Genomic DNA, 17,124 nt, shown 5'->3' with positions numbered 1-17,124 from the left:
CTACATTGGCGAGATGCTCGTGGGGGACCGACGGCGGGACAGCACGTGGTGATCGAGGCCGACGTTGATCGAATCCGGTCACCACGTGCGCTTTTCGCCCAGCGGTTCGCCGAACTCTATGCGTCGGCGGGGAATCCGACCCTGCGCCGGGTCGCGACCGCGGCGGAGAACCGCATGCGCGCCGCCCAGGGCAACCGGCCCGGCGGCGCGTCCGCGCAGCGCATCAGCGACTGGAAGGCGGGCCGCAATGTTCCGGCCCGCTTCGAATCGCTGCTCCCGGTCGTGCTCACCCTCACCGATCTGGCCCGGAAGACCGGTCGGCCGTTGTCCCGGCAGCTCGCGGATCCCAAAGAGTGGCAGCGTCTCTGGCAGGAGGCCACCACCTGGACCCCGGAGGAGGACGCCGAAGCGGCCTGCCCCTACCCCGGCCTGATCGCCTTCGGCGGCGAGAACCGCGACCTGTTCTTCGGCCGGGCCCGCGCCACCTCGGAGCTCGTCGGTCTCGTGCGCGCGGCCGCCGGTCCGGTCGTGGTGATCGGCGCGTCCGGCGCGGGCAAGTCGTCGCTGCTGGCGGCGGGCCTGATCCCCGCGCTCGCCGACTGGGAGACGGTGCTGTTCGCCCCGGGCGAGTATCCCCTGGCCGCACTGCGATCCGCGATCGCGGAAACGACACGGGCCGAATCGGATTCGCAGCCGAACGCGGCACCCGACCACACCGAGCCGGAGGCAGATCTCCGGCGGGTGACTCCGGCTCTGGCCCCACGCTCCGAGGGCCCGCGCCGCCTGCTGGTCATCGACCAGGCCGAGGAACTCTTCACCGCCTGCGCCGACGATCGTGCGCGCGAAGCCTTCCTGACCGTGCTGAACACCTGCGCCTCCCGCGCCGACGACCCCGTCGCCGTCGTCCTGGCCCTGCGCGCCGACTTCTACGCCCACTGCCTCAACCATCTCGTTCTCCAGGAGGCCCTGGAGCACCGTAGTTTCCTGCTCGGTCCGATGCGCACCGAGGAACTGGCCCAGGCCATCTCGGGCCCGGCGCGCGCGGTCGGCCTGGAATTGGAGAGCGGCCTCGAAGAGCTGGTCGTCACCGAACTCTGCGGCGCGGGCGACCAGCACGACCGCCGCACCTATGACCCGGGCGCGCTGCCGCTGCTCTCCCATGTCATGGCCGCCACCTGGCAGTACCGGGAGGGACGCCGGCTCACGGTGTCGGGCTACCGCAAGGCGGGCGGCGTCGTCGGTTCGGTGGCCGAGACCGCCGAATACGCCTGGAACGAACTGGCTCCCGACCAGCGCACGGCCGCCCGAGAGCTTCTCCTGGGGCTGGTCACGGTCACCCGCGATGCTCGCGACACCCGCCGCCCCGGGATTCGCGCCGACCTGCTGTCCCGCGCCGCGAACACCGAAGCCGCCACCGCCGCACTGGAATTGCTCGCCGCCACCCGCCTGGTCACCCTCGACGCCGCAACCGTCACCCTCACCCATGAGATCGTCCTCACCGCCTGGCCCCGCCTGCGCACCTGGATCGACGAGGACCGCGTCGGCTACCTGGTCCGCCAGCGCCTGGAGACCGACGCCGCCGAATGGGCCGGGCAGGACCGTGATTCATCACTGCTCTATCAGGGCGCGCGCCTGGAGACCGCCCTCGAACACGCCGACCCGCCCCCGGTCGGTCCGCTGGCCGCCGAATTCCTCACCGCCGCGACGACAGCCCGCACCAAGTCCCGTCGCCGCGCCACCTGGATCCGCGCCCGGCTGGCTCTGTTCGCCGTGGCCGTCCTGGTTTTCGGGTTCAGCGCCTACACCCAGACGCGGCTGGCCGATCAACGCCGCGACGACCGCGACTTCGCCGCCGTCCTGGCCGAAGCGGATCGGGTGCAGCAGTCCGACCCGTCATTGGCCGCGCAGTTGAACCTGGTCGCCTACCGGCTGCGACCGGGTGATCGGACCGTCCGCTCACGGCTGCTCCAGACGCAGGACACCCCGTTGGCGACGGTCACCCCCGCCCATACGACCGCCATCGAGAAGATCGTCTACCGCCCCGACGGCAAGATCCTGATCTCCTCGGCCGCGAACACCCTCCGGTTCTGGGACAACACCGATCCGCAGCATCCGAAACCGTTGTCCGTACAGCCGCTTCCGCTGGTCGGCAGCCCGGATACCCGGCAGCCCGAGGCCGCGGCAGCGGAATTGACCGGATTCAACAGCGCCACTTTCAGTTCCGACGGCACCCTGCTGGCCACCACCAGCGCCGCCGACGGCCACACCCGGCACATCGTGCTGTGGGACGTGTCCGCGCCCGCGACTCCGCGCCGGCTGGCCACCGTCGCCGAGCCGCCGGACTCCAATTACGCCCAGGTCGCGTTCGTGCCCGGGGGCCGTGTGCTCGCGACCCTGACGGCCACGAAGTTCAGCCTGTGGAATGCGGCGGATCCGTCGCACCCGGTCCAGCTCTCGTCCCGGCAGGTCCAGATCGACCCCGCCGACCACATCGAATTCCGCGTCAACCCGACCGGACGGCTGCTGACGGTCACCCACTCCACGCTCGGCGCCGGCGTCCGCGCACTCGACCTGTGGGATATCACCGATCCCGCCAACCCCACCGCGGTGCCGTCGCTGGGTGAGTCGATCCCCTCCAGCCGGATCGCCGCCTTCAGCCCCGACGGAACCATGCTGGCGGTGGTGGCCCGGTTGCGCCCCATGGCCTCCGAAGCCACCGTCGAACTGTGGGACATCTCGGATCCCGCCCGCGCGCACCGGCATTCGACGCTGAACGTCGGTTCGGTCTACGTGGGAACTCTCGAATTCGCCCCCGACGGCACAGTCCTCGCCCTGACGAGCGGGCAGGGCACATCGCTGTGGAACCTCGCCGACCCGGCCCACCCGACCCGCTACGGCTCCGATCTCCCGGGCAATCCCGGTCAATGCCACTACTACCAGCTCACGGCCCCCTGCAAGGGCGCTCCCACCACCGTGGCCTTCACGCCCGGCGGGCGCACCCTCGCCACCGGCGACGCCCGCGGTGACATCCGGACCTGGTCCTTGCCGACCATCCTCACCACCCCCGACGGGCTCTCCGCCACGGCCGCCTTCGACCGCACCGGAACCCGCCTGGTCACTTTCTCCGACAACGGCCAGATCATCGTGTGGGATCTGCGGAATCCGGACCAGCCCACTCGAATCGGCGAATACCGCGCCGAGCCCGGGCATCTCAGCGCCGCCCTGTCACCGGACGGGGTCACCCTGCTGATCCGCAGCTCACCCGACGGCTCGTACGCGAAGGAAACCCAGCGGTTCTTCGACCTGTCCGACCCGGCTCACCTGCGCCCGCTCGGTGATCCGGCCTTTCCCGGCGCCACCTACACCCCGTCCGTCTCCCCCGACCTGCGCCTCGCGGCCGCCACCAACGCGGACAACACGATTCAGCTGTGGGACATGTCCGACCTCGTCCACCCCAAACCCGTCGGTGACCGCCTGCCGACCCGAACGGGCTACCCGAGAGCGACTTTCGACGCCGAAGGCAGAACCCTCGCCATCACCGAAATCGTCGGCGGCGACCGCGACATCAAGTCCGCCGAATTCACCGTCACCCTCTGGAATACCGCCGACCCCGCCCACCCGCACCGCATCGCCGAACTGCTCCGCCAGCCCGCGGTGGTCGGCGACCAGGCTGTCTTCACTCCCGACCACCGCACGATGCTGCTGATCTCCAACGAGACCTTCCAGATCTGGGACATCGCCACCCCGACCGCGCCGCGCCGCCTGACCGACCCGATCCCGGCCCACACCCTCAGCCTCGCGTCGATCCGCTTCACCAGCGACTCTCGAACCATGATCACCACCGGCATCGACGGCGCGGCCCAGCTCTGGAACCTCACCGACCCGGCCCACCCCACCCCCACCGACTCCCTGGCCGAATCCGGCCCCACCTCCATCAGCGCGGTCCCCTCCCCCGACAACCGTCACCTGGCCGTCACCACCACCTACGGCCCGATCAAACTCTGGGACACCGACCTCCCCCACGCCGTCGCCCGAGTCTGCGACACCACCTCCGGCAGCTGGACCGAAGATCTCTGGCGCCGGCACCTTCCCCAACTCCCCTACCACCCGCCCTGCCCGGCGCACTGACATCGAACCGCTTCCGGCGAACCGGAATACCGTTCAGCCCCTGCGAAGTCCGGCCGCCCCACCACCAACCCCTTGGTCTACGTCCCCGACACCGACCGCATCGTCCTCATCGCCTCCAACGGCGGCGCCGACAAACACCCCGCCTGGTACCACAACCTCCGCGCCAACCCCGACCTCACCGTCGAACTGGGCGCCGAAACCTACACCGGCAAAGCCGAATTCCTCCCCGAACCCGAGGCCACGACCCTCTACAACCGCATGATCGACCTCATGCCCGTCTTCGCCGACTACCGAGCCAAAACCACCCGCCAAATCCCCGTCATCGCGGTGTACCGCCAACCCGCCTGAGGACTCGACGTCCATGCCCGTGCGTCGGGGGTCGACTCGGGTCGCGCCCCCAACGCTCGACGTTTGGACTCCCGCTACTGGGCGGTCGCCTCGGTGACACGTACCACCGATGAATTTCACGCACCCCAGCCGTCGAAACCACCGGATGCACCGACAGCGGTGAGTCAGAGTAGGCGCGAACAATCCGGACCTGATTCGGATCGGCGAGAGGGAGGCGCAATGAGTGGTATCCGGGTGTTGGTGGCGGGGGCGAGTATCGCAGGGCCCGCGTTGGCGCACTGGTTGCGGCGGCGGGGGGCCGAGGTGACGGTCGTGGAGCGGGCACCCGAGTTGCGGCCCGGCGGGCAGGCGGTGGATGCGCGCGGGGTGACCAAGGAGGTCATTCGGCGGATGGGGCTGGAGGCCCAGGTGCGGGCGGCCCGGACCGAGACCGCGGGGGCGTACACGGTAGACGCGGACGGGACAGTGCTGGAGACCTTCCGGGCGGACGAGCATGACGGGGACGGGTATATCTCGGAGATCGAGATCCTGCGCGGGGACCTGTCCCGGGTGCTGCACGACGACACTCGCGACGAGGTCGAGTACCTCTTCGGCGACCGGATCGTGGAACTCACGCAGGACGCGGACGGGGTCGACGTGGTCTTCGAGGGCGGAGAGCGGCGGCGTTTCGATCTGGTGATCGGGGCCGACGGGCTGTATTCGGGGCTGCGCGCCATGGTTTTCGGCCCGCACGAGCGGTTCGTCCGCCGCCTCGGGCACGCGCTGGCCTTCTACACCGTGCCCAACGAATTCGAGCTGGACCGCTGGCTGATCGACTACCAGACGACCGGCCGCACGGCGGGCCTGCGCCCCATCCCGGACGCCACCCAGGCGATGGCCCTGTTCTCCTTCGTCGCCCCCGACCTCGACGTCGACTACCGCGACATCGCCGCCCAGAAGCGCCTGCTGCGGGATCGGATGGACGGCATGGGCTGGCTGACCCCGCGCATCCTCGCCCACCTGGACGCCGCCCCGGACTTCTACCTCGACCAGGTCGCCCAGGTGGTGATGGACCGCTGGTCGAGCGGACGCGTCGGCCTGCTCGGCGACGCGGCCTTCAGCTCCTCCCCCTACTCCGGGCAGGGCACCGGCCTGGCCCTGGTGGGCGCGTACATCCTGGCCGGAGAACTGGCCGCCGCCGACTGGGACCCCGAAGCCGGGTTCGCCGCCTACGAGCGGCGCATGCGCCCGTTCGTCGAGGCCAACCAGGAGATCGGCCGCCTGCACGCGCAGAGCCGCGACCTTCCCGACCCGGACGCCGAGCCGAGCCCCGAACCCGACTGGGACCTCGACCTGATCGACCGCGCGCTCAACGGCATCGACCTGCCCGACTACGCCGACCTGCCGGATTCCCGCACCCCCGCCGCTTCGCCGGCCGGCCAGTAAGCGGCACAGCGCCTTTCGCGCCGCACCCACGATGACGGTCGGATTCGGGCACGGACCCGGCCGTCATTCGGGCGGTGTGCGCCGGTCGGGGCCAAGTTCAGGTGGGGGTTCAGGGTGATCCCCGATGTGCCCGAACGGCCCTCGACAGCACGATGGATGCCATGACGAGAACGAGCGACTGGTCCAAGGGTGCTGGGCGTACCGGCTTCTCCGATCAGATTCAGGATCTGTGGCAGACCCGGCCGGTGCGGTTTCCCAAGGACGGGCCGATCGCGGGCGTCGCCGTCGGCTTCGGCCGGCGCTACAACGTGGACCCGGTGCTGGTGCGGGTGGCGTTCGTGGTGTCGGCGCTGTTCGGCGGGGCGGGCGTCGTGCTCTACCTGCTCGGATGGCTGCTGCTGAACCAGGCCGGCGACCAGTCCTCGGCGGCGGAGTCGCTGTTCGGCCGCGGCCAGGCGTCGCAGCCCTCGTCCAAGACCATCGTGCTCATGGTGGCGTTGGGGATCGCCGTGAGCACGATGGGTCCCGTCGGGGTGGGACTCGGCGGGTCCGGGGTGATCAGCTTCGCGCTCATGCTGGGCGGCTGGTGGCTGCTGTATCAGCGCCAGATCCAGCCGCCCGCACTGTATTTCGAGCAGTCGACGGCCACCGACCCGTTCAACACCGGGTATCCGGGCACCGCGAGCCCGTACTGGACCGGATATCCGGGCACCAACGCGGTGACCTTCCAGACCTACGGGCCCTACACGACGCTGCCCGACCACTACGAGCCCGACCCGAACCAGCCGCCCGCCCCCGCACCGGAACCGGAACCGGCTGTCGCACAGCAGCTTCCGGAGACCGAGCAGGTCACCGAAGTCCTCGAGACACGGTACGCCCCCGCCTCGTCGGTGACCGGCACCGTGATCCTGCGGAAGTCCGAATCCGCCTCGGGCCCCGGCACTTCGGAGCAGCCGGACGAACCCGCGGAAACCCCGGCGACGGCGGTCGATCTCACCAAGCCGAAGACCGGCGCCGATGACGGCGACACCCCCGAGACCCCCTCGGACCCGCCGACAGTCGTGGAAACCCCCGCCCTGCACCGGATTCCGCCGACCATCGACCGCCCGCGCGCCGGATTCGGCCCCGCCCCGATCTCCCCCGACTTCGGCCCCACCCCGCCCGGCTGGGATCCGCTGGGCGTGGCCCCGCTGGCCTGGCAGCTGCCCGAGCCGGCCACACCCGTCCAGCAGCAGGCCGTCCAGGCTCCCCCGGCCCGCCCGCGCTCCCGGCTGACCGCCGTCACCATCGGGCTCGCCATCCTGGCCGCCGCCGCGGCGGGTTCGGTAGCCGCGTCCGGCGTGGACTGGATGACGCCCGGCCGGATCGGCGCCGCCGCCCTGGCCGTGATCGCCGTCGGCCTCATCGTGGGCGCGTTCCTGCGCCGCGGCTACGGCCTGATGGTGGTGCTGGCCCCGCTGGCCGGCTTCGTGATCCTGGCCTCGCTGATCGGCCCGATCCAGTTCGACCAGGGCGCGATGGGCGACCACAAGTGGTCCGCCGCAACCGATTCCGAGCTGCTGCCCGTCTACCACATCTCGATGGGCTCGGGCACCCTCGACCTGAGCCAGTTGAAACTGACCGAGGACCGCGCGGTCGAGGTCAAGGTGCGCATGGGCGACGCCCGCGTGGTGCTGCCACCCAACCTGCGCGTCAACACGACCTGCACTGTCCGCATGGGTGATTCGAACTGCCCGAGCGGAATCTCGGGCCCGGCGACGGGACCCATGCTGAACCTGATCGTCGACGTGCAGATGGGAAACGCGGAGGTGAACCGTGGCTGAGAACAAGAACCGCCGACCCTCGTTCGCGCTGCTGCTGGCCGGATTGCTGGGCCTGGGCGTGAGCGTGTGGGCCTTCATCGGCCCCCACTTCTGGCCCGTCTCCGGTGGCCTGTCGCTGGGCTGGATCGTGGTGATCGCCGCCATCGTGGTGGGCGTCATCCTGGTACTCAGCCCGAAGAAACATCGGGAGTGACCACACCCGCCGCCCCCACCCCCTCGCCGGGGGCGGCGTCCCCTCCTTCCCGGAACTGCCCTTCCGAGAAGGCCGAAGGCCCCGCACCTTTCGCAGGTGCGGGGCCTTCGCGTTCAGCGGGGAGCGCTCACTCCCATTCGATGGTGCCCGGCGGCTTGGAGGTCACGTCGAGCACGACGCGGTTGACCTCGGCCACCTCGTTGGTGATGCGGGTGGAGATGCGCTCCAGCACCTCGTAGGGCAGGCGGGTCCAGTCGGCGGTCATGGCGTCCTCGGAGGAGACCGGACGCAGCACGATCGGGTGGCCGTAGGTGCGGCCGTCGCCCTGCACGCCGACGCTGCGGACATCGGCCAGCAACACCACGGGGCACTGCCAGATCGACTTGTCCAGCCCGGCGGCGGTGAGTTCCTCGCGGGCGATGGCGTCGGCCTGGCGCAGCAGCTCCAGCCGGTCGTGGGTCACCTCGCCGATGATGCGGATGGCCAGACCCGGACCCGGGAACGGCTGGCGCGCAACGATTTCCTCGGGCAGCCCCAGCTCGCGGCCGACCGCGCGCACCTCGTCCTTGAACAGCAGCCGCAGCGGCTCGACGAGCGCGAACTCCAGATCGTCGGGCAGACCGCCGACATTGTGGTGCGACTTGATGTTCGCGGTGCCCGCGCCGCCGCCGGACTCGACCACGTCCGGGTACAGGGTGCCCTGCACCAGGAACTCGACCTTGGTCTCGCCCTGCTCGCCGACCACCTCGGAGACCGCGTCCTCGAACGACCGGATGAACTCCCGGCCGATGATCTTGCGCTTCTCCTCCGGATCGGTGACGCCCTTCAGCTCACCCAGGAACTTGTCGACCGCGTCCACGGTGACCAGCTTGGCCCCGGTGGCGGCGACGAAATCACGCTGCACCTGCTCACGCTCGCCCGCCCGCAGCAGACCGTGATCGACGAACACGCAGGTGAGACGGTCACCGATGGCCCGCTGCACCAGCGCGGCCGCGACCGCGGAGTCCACGCCGCCGGACAGACCGCAGATGGCGTGGCCGTCGCCGACCTGCTCGCGCACCTGGGCGATGAGCGCCTCGGCGATATTGGCGGGCGTCCACGCGCCCGGAATCCCGGCGATCTCGTGCAGGAACCGGCTCAGCACCTGCTGGCCGTGCGGCGAGTGCAGCACCTCGGGGTGGTACTGCACACCGGCGAGCTTGCGCGCCCGATCCTCGAACGCGGCGACCGGCGCGCCCGCGGAGGTCGCGGTCACCTCGAAGCCGGCGGGCGCGTCGGTGACGGCGTCGCCGTGGCTCATCCACACCGGCTGCCGGGTGGGCAGCCCGCCGTGCAGGATGCCGCCGTCGACGCTGAGCTCGGTGCGCCCGTACTCGCGAGTCCCGGTGTGCGCCACCGTGCCGCCCAGCGCCTGCGCCATGGCCTGGAAGCCGTAGCAGATACCGAAGACCGGCAGGTCCAGATCGAACAGCCGCGCGTCCAGCCGCGGCGCGCCCTCGGCGTACACGCTGCTGGGGCCGCCGGAGAGGATCACGGCGAGGGGCTGCTTCTCCGCGATCTCCTCGACAGTGATCGTGTGCGGCACCACCTCGGAATACACACTCGCTTCGCGCACCCGGCGCGCGATCAGCTGCGCGTATTGCGCGCCGAAATCGACAACAAGGACTGGTCGCTGGGTTTCTGCCACCTGCCCAGTCTAGTGAGCGAGATAGGACACACTTCCCCCGGGCGACCCTCGCTCCCGCCCGCGCCGACCTGCGCGCGAATCACGTTGGACCGCCACCCCGGGCCGGGGTGCGCCGCGGCCTCGGAAGCGGTTGCCCGCCCGGCCCGGAAGTGGTGGCATCGGGACGGTATTCGCGTCGGAGGGGTTCCGGATAGGGACTTCCGCCCTCGCGTGGACGGGAATTCCTACCCGACCGGGTGGGCCGACCGACACCCGCTGTGCCGGTGGGCAGGAAAGCTCGCCGGTTTGTCACCGGTGCTGGCTATCCTCTACCTCGTGCCATTCGCCCGTGCGATCGATGCCGAGATCCACTACGAAGACAGCGGGGGCGAAGGTCCGGTTGTGCTGTTGGGGCACGAATTCCTCATGGACCGAACGATGTTCGCGTCGCAACAGGCGGCGCTGACTCCGGAGTTCCGGATCGTGACCTGGGACGCGCGCGGACACGGCCGCACCCGTGACGAGGGGCTGCCGTTCACCTACTGGACCTCCGCCCGGGACGCGCTGACCGTACTGGATCAACTAGGCGCGGAACGGGCCGTGGTGGGCGGCACCTCCCAGGGCGGTTTCATCGCGCTGCGCACCGCGCTGCTGGCCCCCGACCGGGTCGCCGCCCTGGTGCTGCTCTCCAGCGAGGCCCACGAACCGACCGCCGCCGAACTCGTCAATGCCCGAAGGTTTCTGGACAAATGGCATGAGGACGGCCCCCGTCCCGCGCTCGCCGAATACCTGGCCCGCTGGCTCATCGGCGATGACGACTGGTACCGCGCCGTCTGGGTGAAACGCTGGCTCGCCCGCGACCCCGCGGCCACCGAGGTCGCCGCCGGCGCCCTGCTGGGCCGCGACTCGGTGCTGGACCGGCTGTCCGAAATCAGCTGCCCCACTTTGGTCATCCACCCGACCCGCTCCGGCGTCCCCCGCTCCCACGCCCGCGAACTGGCCGATCGCCTCCCCCGGGCCAGCTACGTGGAGATCGAGGGCGCGCGCCAGACGGTGAACATGACCCATCCCGTAGCGGTGAACTCCGCGATCCGAGAGTTCCTCCGCGGCCTACCCGCCTCCCCGACCCTGCAGCGGGCCGCCTGGGAGCCGTGAGCGCTCGTCGTGACTCCTGCGCGCGGCGCAGCACTTCGACCGCGGGCGAACCGAATCGGCACGACCGGCCCCGAATACGGCTCGCGCCCTTGCGAATCCGCCGCAACGGTCCGCAAGGGCGCGAGTTCGAGCCAGTTGCCTAGCCGCGCACGTTCAATCCGACCTTCTGGAATTCCTTCAGGTCGCTGTACCCGGTCTTGGCCATCGAACGACGCAGGCCGCCAACCAGATTCAGCGAACCGAACGGGTCGTTGGACGGGCCGTTGAGGACCTGGTCCAGCGGGACGCGCTCCTCGTCGACCGCGTACGGCAGCACCGCGCCGCGCGGAACCGACGGGTGGGCGGCGGCCGACGGCCAGTACCAGCCGTTGCCCGGGGTCTCGCGGGCCATGGCCAGCGGCACGCCCAGCATGACCGCGTCCGCGCCACAGGCGATGGCCTTGGCGACATGCCCGGAGGTCAGGGTCTCGCCGTCGGCGATGACGTGCACGTAGCGGCCGCCGGTCTCATCCAGGTAGTCGCGCCGCGCCGCCGCGGCGTCGGCGATGGCGGTCGCCATCGGCACGCCGATACCGAGCACCTCACCGGTGGTGGTGGCACCCTGCATGGAGCCGTAGCCGACGATGACGCCCGCCGCGCCGGTGCGCATCAGATGCAGCGCGGTGCGGTGATCGGACACGCCGCCCGCGACCACCGGCACATCCAGCTCGGCGATGAAGGTCTTGAGGTTCAACGGCTCCCCGTCACCCACGTGCTCGGCGGAGATGATGGTGCCGTGCACGACCAGCAGGTCGATGCCCGCCTGCACCAGCGCCGGCGTGAGGGCACGCGCGTTCTGCGGGCTGACCCGCACCGCGGTGGTGACCCCGGCGGCGCGCACCTCGGCGACCGCGGCGGCCAGCAGATCGGGCTTCATCGGCGCGGCGTGCAGCTCCTGCAGCAGCGCGACCGCCGCCTCGGTGCCTTCCTTCTCCGCGACCTCGGTCAGCTGCTGCACCTTGGCGTCCACGTCGGCGTGCCGGGCCCACAGGCCCTCACCGTTGATGACGCCCAGGCCGCCGGCCTTGCCCAGTTCGATGGCGAACTTCGGCGAGACGAGCGCGTCGGTGGGATGCGCGAGGAACGGGATCTCGAAGCGGTACGCGTCGAGCTGCCAGGCCAGCGAGACCTGCTTGGACGAACGCGTCCGCCGCGAGGGAACGATGTCGATATCGTCCAGCTCATAGGTGCGCCGGGCGGTGCGGCCCATGCCGATCTCGACCATATCGCGCATCGTCAGTCATTCCTTTCGGTGTTCGGTTGCCGGACATGACAAAACCGGTCCGCGGCATGCGCGAACCGGTTTCGGCCGGCTACGAACGGGTGGTGTAGTTGGGAGCCTCGACGGTCATGGTGATGTCGTGCGGGTGCGACTCCTTCAGACCCGCCGCGGTGATCTGCACGAACTGAGCCGCCTGCAGATCCGGAATGGTCTGCGCGCCGGTGTAACCCATGGCCGCGCGGAGACCGCCGACCAGCTGGTGGATCACCTGGTCCAGCGGGCCGCGGAACGGCACCCGGCCCTCGATGCCCTCGGGCACCAGCTTCTTCTCCGACAGCACGTCGTCCTGGAAGTAGCGGTCCTTGGAGTAGGACTTGGCCTCGCCGCGTCCCTGCATCGCGCCCAGCGAACCCATGCCGCGGTAGCTCTTGAACTGCTTGCCGCCCACCAGGATCAGATCGCCCGGCGACTCGGCGGTGCCGGCCAGCAGCGAACCCAGCATGACGGTGGACGCGCCGGCCGCGATGGCCTTGGCGATATCACCGGAGTACTGCACGCCACCGTCGGCGATGACCGGCACACCGTGCGGCTTGCACGCGGCGACGGCCTCCAGGATCGCGGTGATCTGCGGCGCGCCGACACCGGCGACCACGCGGGTGGTGCAGATGGAGCCGGGGCCCACACCCACCTTCACCGCGTCCACGCCGGCTTCGACGAGCGCCAGCGCGCCCGCGCGGGTCGCGACATTGCCGCCGACGATCTGCACACGGTCGCCGACCTCGGCCTTGACCTTCGACACCATCTGCAGCACACCCGACTGGTGGCCGTGCGCGGTGTCGACGATGAGCACGTCCACGCCGACCTCGGCCAGCGTCATGGCACGCGCCCACGCGTCCTCGCCGACACCGACGGCCGCGCCGACCAGCAGTCGACCGTCGCGGTCCTTGGTGGCGTTCGGGTACTGCTCGGTCTTGACGAAGTCCTTGACCGTGATCAGCCCACGCAGCTTGCCGTTGCCGTCCACGATCGGCAGCTTCTCGATCTTGTGGTGGCGCAGCAGACCCAGCGCGGCCTGGGCGGTGACGCCCTCCTGCGCGGTGATCAGCGGGGCCGGGGTCATCACCTCGGCGACCTTGCGGTTCTGATCCACCTCGAACCGCATATCGCGGTTGGTGATGATGCCGACCAGCATGCCGCGCTCGTCCACCACCGGCAGACCGGAGATGCGGAAGCGGGCGCACATGGCGTCGACCTCGGCGAGGGTGTCATCGGGGCGACAGGTGACCGGGTCGGTCACCATGCCCGCCTCGGACCGCTTCACGGTCTCGGCCTGCGCGGCCTGCGCCTCCACCGACAGATTGCGGTGCAGCACGCCCATACCGCCCGCGCGCGCCATGGCGATGGCCATCCGCGCCTCGGTGACGGTGTCCATGGCCGAACTCACCAGCGGCGTCCGCAGCGAGATGTCGCGGGTCAGCTTGCTGGAGGTGTCGACCGAACTCGGAATCAGATCGGAGGCCGCGGGAAGCAGCAGCACATCGTCGAAGGTGAGGCCGAGCATGGCGATCTTGTTGGGATCGTCGCCACCCGTATGGGGGCGGCCTGCGTTACGTTCGCCCGTCACGGGACTGCTCATTCGGATCGACCCCTCCTGGACCTCGGCAACACCCGCCGGGCCGGGTTCCCGGCGGATGCGTAGATGAATGGCAATGCCGGCGATTGCTACCCGGCCTTTGGTCAACCATGGTATCCGCCCCTGATGCTGTGCCAGATTTGCCCTCCGCTTCGCTCCGGGCTGTTCGCGGCCCTCGTGACCCCGGCCTTCCCTCCTCCGCTCCTCCGCTTCGCTCCCTCGCTCCGTCAGTCCAGGCCGGGGCGGGCCGCGAACCTGTAGCGGATGTCATTGGCGCTGCGCTTTGTCTGCTATCCCACTACTGTGTCGACGGACACGACATCACTGTGCGCCGCACCACCAGCGAAGTGGGGGCAAATCCCCTTCAGCGCTGGCGCACAGGGGGTGGTTCTGCGTACCGTGGGACTGTGCGTGACCATCTACCACCTGGCTTGCCGCCGGATCCATTCGCCGGAGACCCCTCCGACCCGTCGGCCGCGCTCGATGCCATCGAGCCGGGCGAGCCGCTGGATCCTCACGAGCGCCTAGCGGTCGAGGAGGATCTCGCCGACCTCGCGGTGTACGAGGCGCTGCTGGCCCACCGCGGCATCCGCGGTCTCGTGGTCAGCTGCGAGGACTGCCGGCAGGATCACTACCACGACTGGGACATGTTGCGCGCCAACCTCCTCCAGCTACTGGTGGACGGCACGGTGCGACCGCACGAACCCGCCTACGACCCGACGCCCGAGGCCTACGTCACCTGGGACTACTGCCGCGGCTACGCGGACGCTTCCATGAACGAGGCACTGCACGGCGACGGATTCGACGGATTCGACGTCTGATTCATCGGAAAGGGCCTGCATCCCCTGGGGATGCAGGCCCTTTCCGTTTTCGGCTGTCGAAAGACCGATGGCCACAGGGCGATCGGGTCGAGCTGGTGTCCGCTAGTGCGTCCCCGGCACCGGGACCGGCACGGCGGGGACGCCGGACGGCACGGCGAGCGAGGACGGCATCACCGGCGGGATCGAGACCGGCGGCTGCTGCGTCGGCGGCTGTTGCTGCTGGGTGGGCGGATGCGCGCCACCCGGGGTACCGCCGTTGTCGCCGGCGGTCGGCACCACGACCGTCGACGGGTTACCGGTGTTCGGCAGCCCGGTCGGCGGCAGGGTCTCCGCCGGCGGCACCGTGGTGATGGGCGGCGCGACCGGCAGGGTCGAGATGCCGCCACCACCCGTGGCCGGGTTGGGGTTCGGGTTGGTTCCACCGAGGACCGACGAATCGATCGATGTCGGCGGATTGCCGTCCGTCTTGGTCGGCGGATTGACCGGCGACGCGGGCACATTCGCGGAGGTCGGCACCGGGACCTTGGTCGTGGCCGGGGCCACCGCCGCCAGCGACTCGGCCACCTTGGGCGCCGTCGCCTGCAACTGGGTGTACAGCTGCTGCCAGCGATCGGTCAGGTTGTCCTTCTTGCCCGAGTCGTTGACCTGGGAGGCATTGTCCGCGGCACGCTCCATCAGGGGCTTGGCCTCTTCGGCCTTGCCCTGCGCGATGAGCTCCTTGGCCTGCTCCAGGTCACTGTCCGCCCGCGAGACCACGGTGGACTGGGCCTGCTCGCTGAACACGACGGTCTTCATCCGCCAGAGCGGATCGCCGGGGCTCGCATTGTAGGAGAACGCCGTCAGGCCACCGAAGATGAGCGCCAGGGCCGCCGCGGCACCCAGGATCGGCCGGACGAGCCGTAGTCGCCCGCGGTTGCCCGCGCCGATTCTGGCCTGTCGTGCGCCGACTTCCTGATTGACCGCGGCGACGATGGCATCCAGGTCCGGTCCGGCCGGCAACGGCTCGGCCATGATCTCCGCCCGCCAGTCGGCCAGCAAGGCCGCGAGCTGGTACTCCTCCGACGTGCCCGTCTGCACGGGACCATCACCGGAGATGGCGTCGATCAGCGCATCGTCGCGTCGCACCGCGGCGATATCGACCGGCCCGGTATCACCGGACGCCTCGGCGTAGGGACCGCTGTTCTGCGATCCAGGTCGCGCCTTGAAGTCGCCCCGACCGCGCTCGCCATCCCTAGCCATACATTTCACCTGCCCTCGCCACTTGAGACTTGAGTTTCGCGAGTGCCCGGTGCTGGGCGACTCGTATAGCACCCGCCGTACTGCCCACGGCGACTGCGGTTTCTTCAGCCGACAGACCCATGACCAGGCGAAGGATCAGGATTTCTCGATGCTTCTCCGGAAGCGTCGCCAGCAGAGCGTTCATCTGCCGGCTGGTTTCGGATTCGAGTGCTCGCTGCTCCGGTCCCTGGTCGGTGGATATGACATCCGGTACTTCGGCCATGGCGTCCGCCTTGTTACGGGCGGAATTTCTGTGGGCGTCCGCGACCTTGTGCGAGGCGATGCCGTAGACGAATGCCATGAACGGCCGACCCTGGTCCTGATACCGGGGAAGGGCGGTCATGACGGCGAGACAGACCTCCTGCGCGACGTCGTCAGCGGAGAGCTGGCCGCGTTCGGCCGTTCCGATGCGCGCGCGGCAATACCGCACCACGAGCGGGCGGATGCTCACCAGTACCTGGGAAAGGGCCGCCCGGTCGCCCTGCGCTGCGGCAGCGACGACAGCGGGATCCAACTCCTCACCCGTGTTGTTCATCGTCAGAGCTGTTCCTGGCGTTTACGAGAGTGGCACGGCGGCGGGAAGGCGAGCCGGTGCTTCCGCGGAGGGGCGGAACGGTCCAACAATAGCGGCTGGCGTACTCGCGCCAATCGTTACGGGGTCGTTCTCGGGGCAGTCTCAGGGAAGTGCCGGAGATCACTCAGCGATGCCGAGTGGATGACTCAGGGACGTCCGAGAAGCTCGCTCGCCGAACGCAATCGCCCACCGCGAGCGGCCAGCAACCGCGCGCACTCGGCCGCCACCGCCGCGCCGTCGCCACCGGGCTCGACGCCGGAGCGGAGCATGGCGCAGGCCCAGCGCAGCGGGAGCAGCTCGTGTTCGACGCAGGCCCGATCGACTTCGGTTGCGAGAGCACGGGATCGATCGAGCTCGCCGGCGGCGGCGCTGGCGGCCGCCAGCAGTAGCCGGGATTTCACCAGATGCCGCAGCGAGGGCGACTTTTCCGCCAGCGCGACCGCGGCCTCGGCGTGGGCCAGGGCCGGGTCGGACGGGACCGGCCCCGCGCCCGCGGCCGGATCGGCGGCGGGGGCGGAGATCAATCCGGAGCCGGGGGCCGACAGCGCGGTCTCGGCACTCACCCAGTGCAGCCGCACGCGCGGTCGCCACGCCGTGTCGGCGGCGGGCAGGTGAACGTCGAGATAATTTCGGCAACGATTCAGCAGCCGGGCGGCAAGCGCCGGGCGGAGCGTGCCCAGAGCGTCCGCGGCGAGTCCGGTCAACGCATCGCAAACAGCTTCCGCGGATCGGATCTCCGCGAGTGTCGCGGCGGGCGCGGGATCGGCGGCGGCAACTTCTCGTCCTCCATGGCCAATATCAACTTCTTCTACCCCGAGG

14 protein-coding genes are annotated in these 17,124 nt (G+C 70.0%); 8 read left to right on the top strand and 6 right to left on the bottom strand.

What is annotated here, in order from left to right:
• Positions 1-45: 45 nt before the first annotated feature.
• From ACWELJ_RS20335 to ACWELJ_RS20315, 5 genes are all read left to right on the top strand, one after another.
• Complete coding sequence (locus tag ACWELJ_RS20335) at positions 46-4,128, top strand: nSTAND1 domain-containing NTPase (RefSeq protein ID WP_452367698.1); 4,083 nt, start codon at positions 46-48, stop codon at positions 4,126-4,128.
• A 72-nt stretch (positions 4,129-4,200) separates the two neighbouring features.
• On the top strand, positions 4,201-4,476 hold the full coding sequence (locus ACWELJ_RS20330) for a nitroreductase/quinone reductase family protein (protein WP_452367697.1): 276 nt from the start codon (positions 4,201-4,203) through the stop codon (positions 4,474-4,476).
• 219 nt (positions 4,477-4,695) lie between these two features.
• Positions 4,696-5,901 (top strand): FAD-dependent monooxygenase, encoded by a 1,206-nt coding sequence (locus ACWELJ_RS20325; protein ID WP_452367696.1) that lies wholly within the window; start codon positions 4,696-4,698, stop codon positions 5,899-5,901.
• A gap of 161 nt (positions 5,902-6,062) precedes the next feature.
• Entirely contained in the window at positions 6,063-7,724 is a 1,662-nt protein-coding gene (locus tag ACWELJ_RS20320) for a PspC domain-containing protein (RefSeq protein ID WP_452367695.1), read from the top strand.
• The gene (locus ACWELJ_RS20315) at positions 7,717-7,917 is read left to right on the top strand and encodes a hypothetical protein (RefSeq protein WP_357098351.1); all 201 of its coding nucleotides are present in this window, start codon (positions 7,717-7,719) and stop codon (positions 7,915-7,917) included. Before ACWELJ_RS20320 ends, ACWELJ_RS20315 begins: the two co-directional genes overlap by 8 nt.
• A 127-nt stretch (positions 7,918-8,044) precedes the next feature.
• Here the strand turns inward: ACWELJ_RS20315 and guaA are convergent, their stop codons facing one another.
• Complete coding sequence (gene guaA, locus ACWELJ_RS20310) at positions 8,045-9,604, bottom strand: glutamine-hydrolyzing GMP synthase (RefSeq protein WP_452367694.1); 1,560 nt, start codon at positions 9,602-9,604, stop codon at positions 8,045-8,047.
• Between the two features lie 315 nt (positions 9,605-9,919).
• On the opposite strand from guaA, the gene ACWELJ_RS20305 reads away from it, so the two are divergent.
• Positions 9,920-10,738, top strand: coding sequence for an alpha/beta fold hydrolase (locus ACWELJ_RS20305; protein ID WP_452367693.1), 819 nt, complete (start codon positions 9,920-9,922; stop codon positions 10,736-10,738).
• Between the two features lie 139 nt (positions 10,739-10,877).
• Here the strand turns inward: ACWELJ_RS20305 and ACWELJ_RS20300 are convergent, their stop codons facing one another.
• Together ACWELJ_RS20300 and guaB are read right to left on the bottom strand one after the other, a co-directional pair.
• Positions 10,878-12,011, bottom strand: a complete 1,134-nt coding sequence (locus ACWELJ_RS20300; RefSeq protein WP_452367692.1) for a GuaB3 family IMP dehydrogenase-related protein — start codon at positions 12,009-12,011, stop codon at positions 10,878-10,880.
• A 79-nt stretch (positions 12,012-12,090) separates the two neighbouring features.
• Positions 12,091-13,635 (bottom strand): IMP dehydrogenase, encoded by a 1,545-nt coding sequence (gene guaB / locus ACWELJ_RS20295; protein ID WP_452367691.1) that lies wholly within the window; start codon positions 13,633-13,635, stop codon positions 12,091-12,093.
• Between the two features lie 404 nt (positions 13,636-14,039).
• On the opposite strand from guaB, the gene ACWELJ_RS20290 reads away from it, so the two are divergent.
• On the top strand, positions 14,040-14,453 hold the full coding sequence (locus ACWELJ_RS20290) for a DUF5319 domain-containing protein (RefSeq protein WP_029923780.1): 414 nt from the start codon (positions 14,040-14,042) through the stop codon (positions 14,451-14,453).
• Between the two features lie 102 nt (positions 14,454-14,555).
• Here the strand turns inward: ACWELJ_RS20290 and ACWELJ_RS20285 are convergent, their stop codons facing one another.
• The 3 genes from ACWELJ_RS20285 to ACWELJ_RS20275 form a co-directional block, all read right to left on the bottom strand.
• Complete coding sequence (locus tag ACWELJ_RS20285; RefSeq protein WP_452367690.1) at positions 14,556-15,692, bottom strand: anti-sigma-D factor RsdA; 1,137 nt, start codon at positions 15,690-15,692, stop codon at positions 14,556-14,558.
• Complete coding sequence (locus ACWELJ_RS20280) at positions 15,685-16,266, bottom strand: sigma-70 family RNA polymerase sigma factor (protein WP_154786124.1); 582 nt, start codon at positions 16,264-16,266, stop codon at positions 15,685-15,687. Before ACWELJ_RS20280 ends, ACWELJ_RS20285 begins: the two co-directional genes overlap by 8 nt.
• 185 nt (positions 16,267-16,451) lie before the next feature.
• Positions 16,452-16,868: a hypothetical protein gene (locus ACWELJ_RS20275; protein WP_452367689.1), complete on the bottom strand. Its 417-nt coding sequence runs from the start codon at positions 16,866-16,868 to the stop codon at positions 16,452-16,454.
• Positions 16,869-16,916: 48 nt separating this feature from the next.
• Here ACWELJ_RS20275 and ACWELJ_RS20270 point away from each other — a divergent pair.
• On the top strand, positions 16,917-17,124 hold a 208-nt coding region (locus ACWELJ_RS20270; protein WP_452367688.1), incomplete at its 3' end, for a hypothetical protein.

It is taken from the genome of Nocardia sp. NPDC004582, from assembly GCF_053602115.1.
The sequence above is the reverse complement of the archived record's forward strand: the minus strand, read 5'-3'. Positions and strand labels throughout refer to the sequence as shown.

Bases quoted from the DNA above. Each gene is read 5' to 3' on its own strand.
- ACWELJ_RS20325 (WP_452367696.1), top strand. From the start codon at position 4,696: ATGAGTGGTATCCGGGTGTTGGTGGCGGGGGCGAGTATCGCAGGGCCC.
- ACWELJ_RS20320 (WP_452367695.1), top strand. From the start codon at position 6,063: ATGACGAGAACGAGCGACTGGTCCAAGGGTGCTGGGCGTACCGGCTTC.
- ACWELJ_RS20300 (WP_452367692.1), bottom strand. From the start codon at position 12,011: ATGCGCGATATGGTCGAGATCGGCATGGGCCGCACCGCCCGGCGCACC.
- guaB (WP_452367691.1), bottom strand. From the start codon at position 13,635: ATGAGCAGTCCCGTGACGGGCGAACGTAACGCAGGCCGCCCCCATACG.
- ACWELJ_RS20285 (WP_452367690.1), bottom strand. From the start codon at position 15,692: ATGGCTAGGGATGGCGAGCGCGGTCGGGGCGACTTCAAGGCGCGACCT.
- ACWELJ_RS20280 (WP_154786124.1), bottom strand. From the start codon at position 16,266: ATGAACAACACGGGTGAGGAGTTGGATCCCGCTGTCGTCGCTGCCGCA.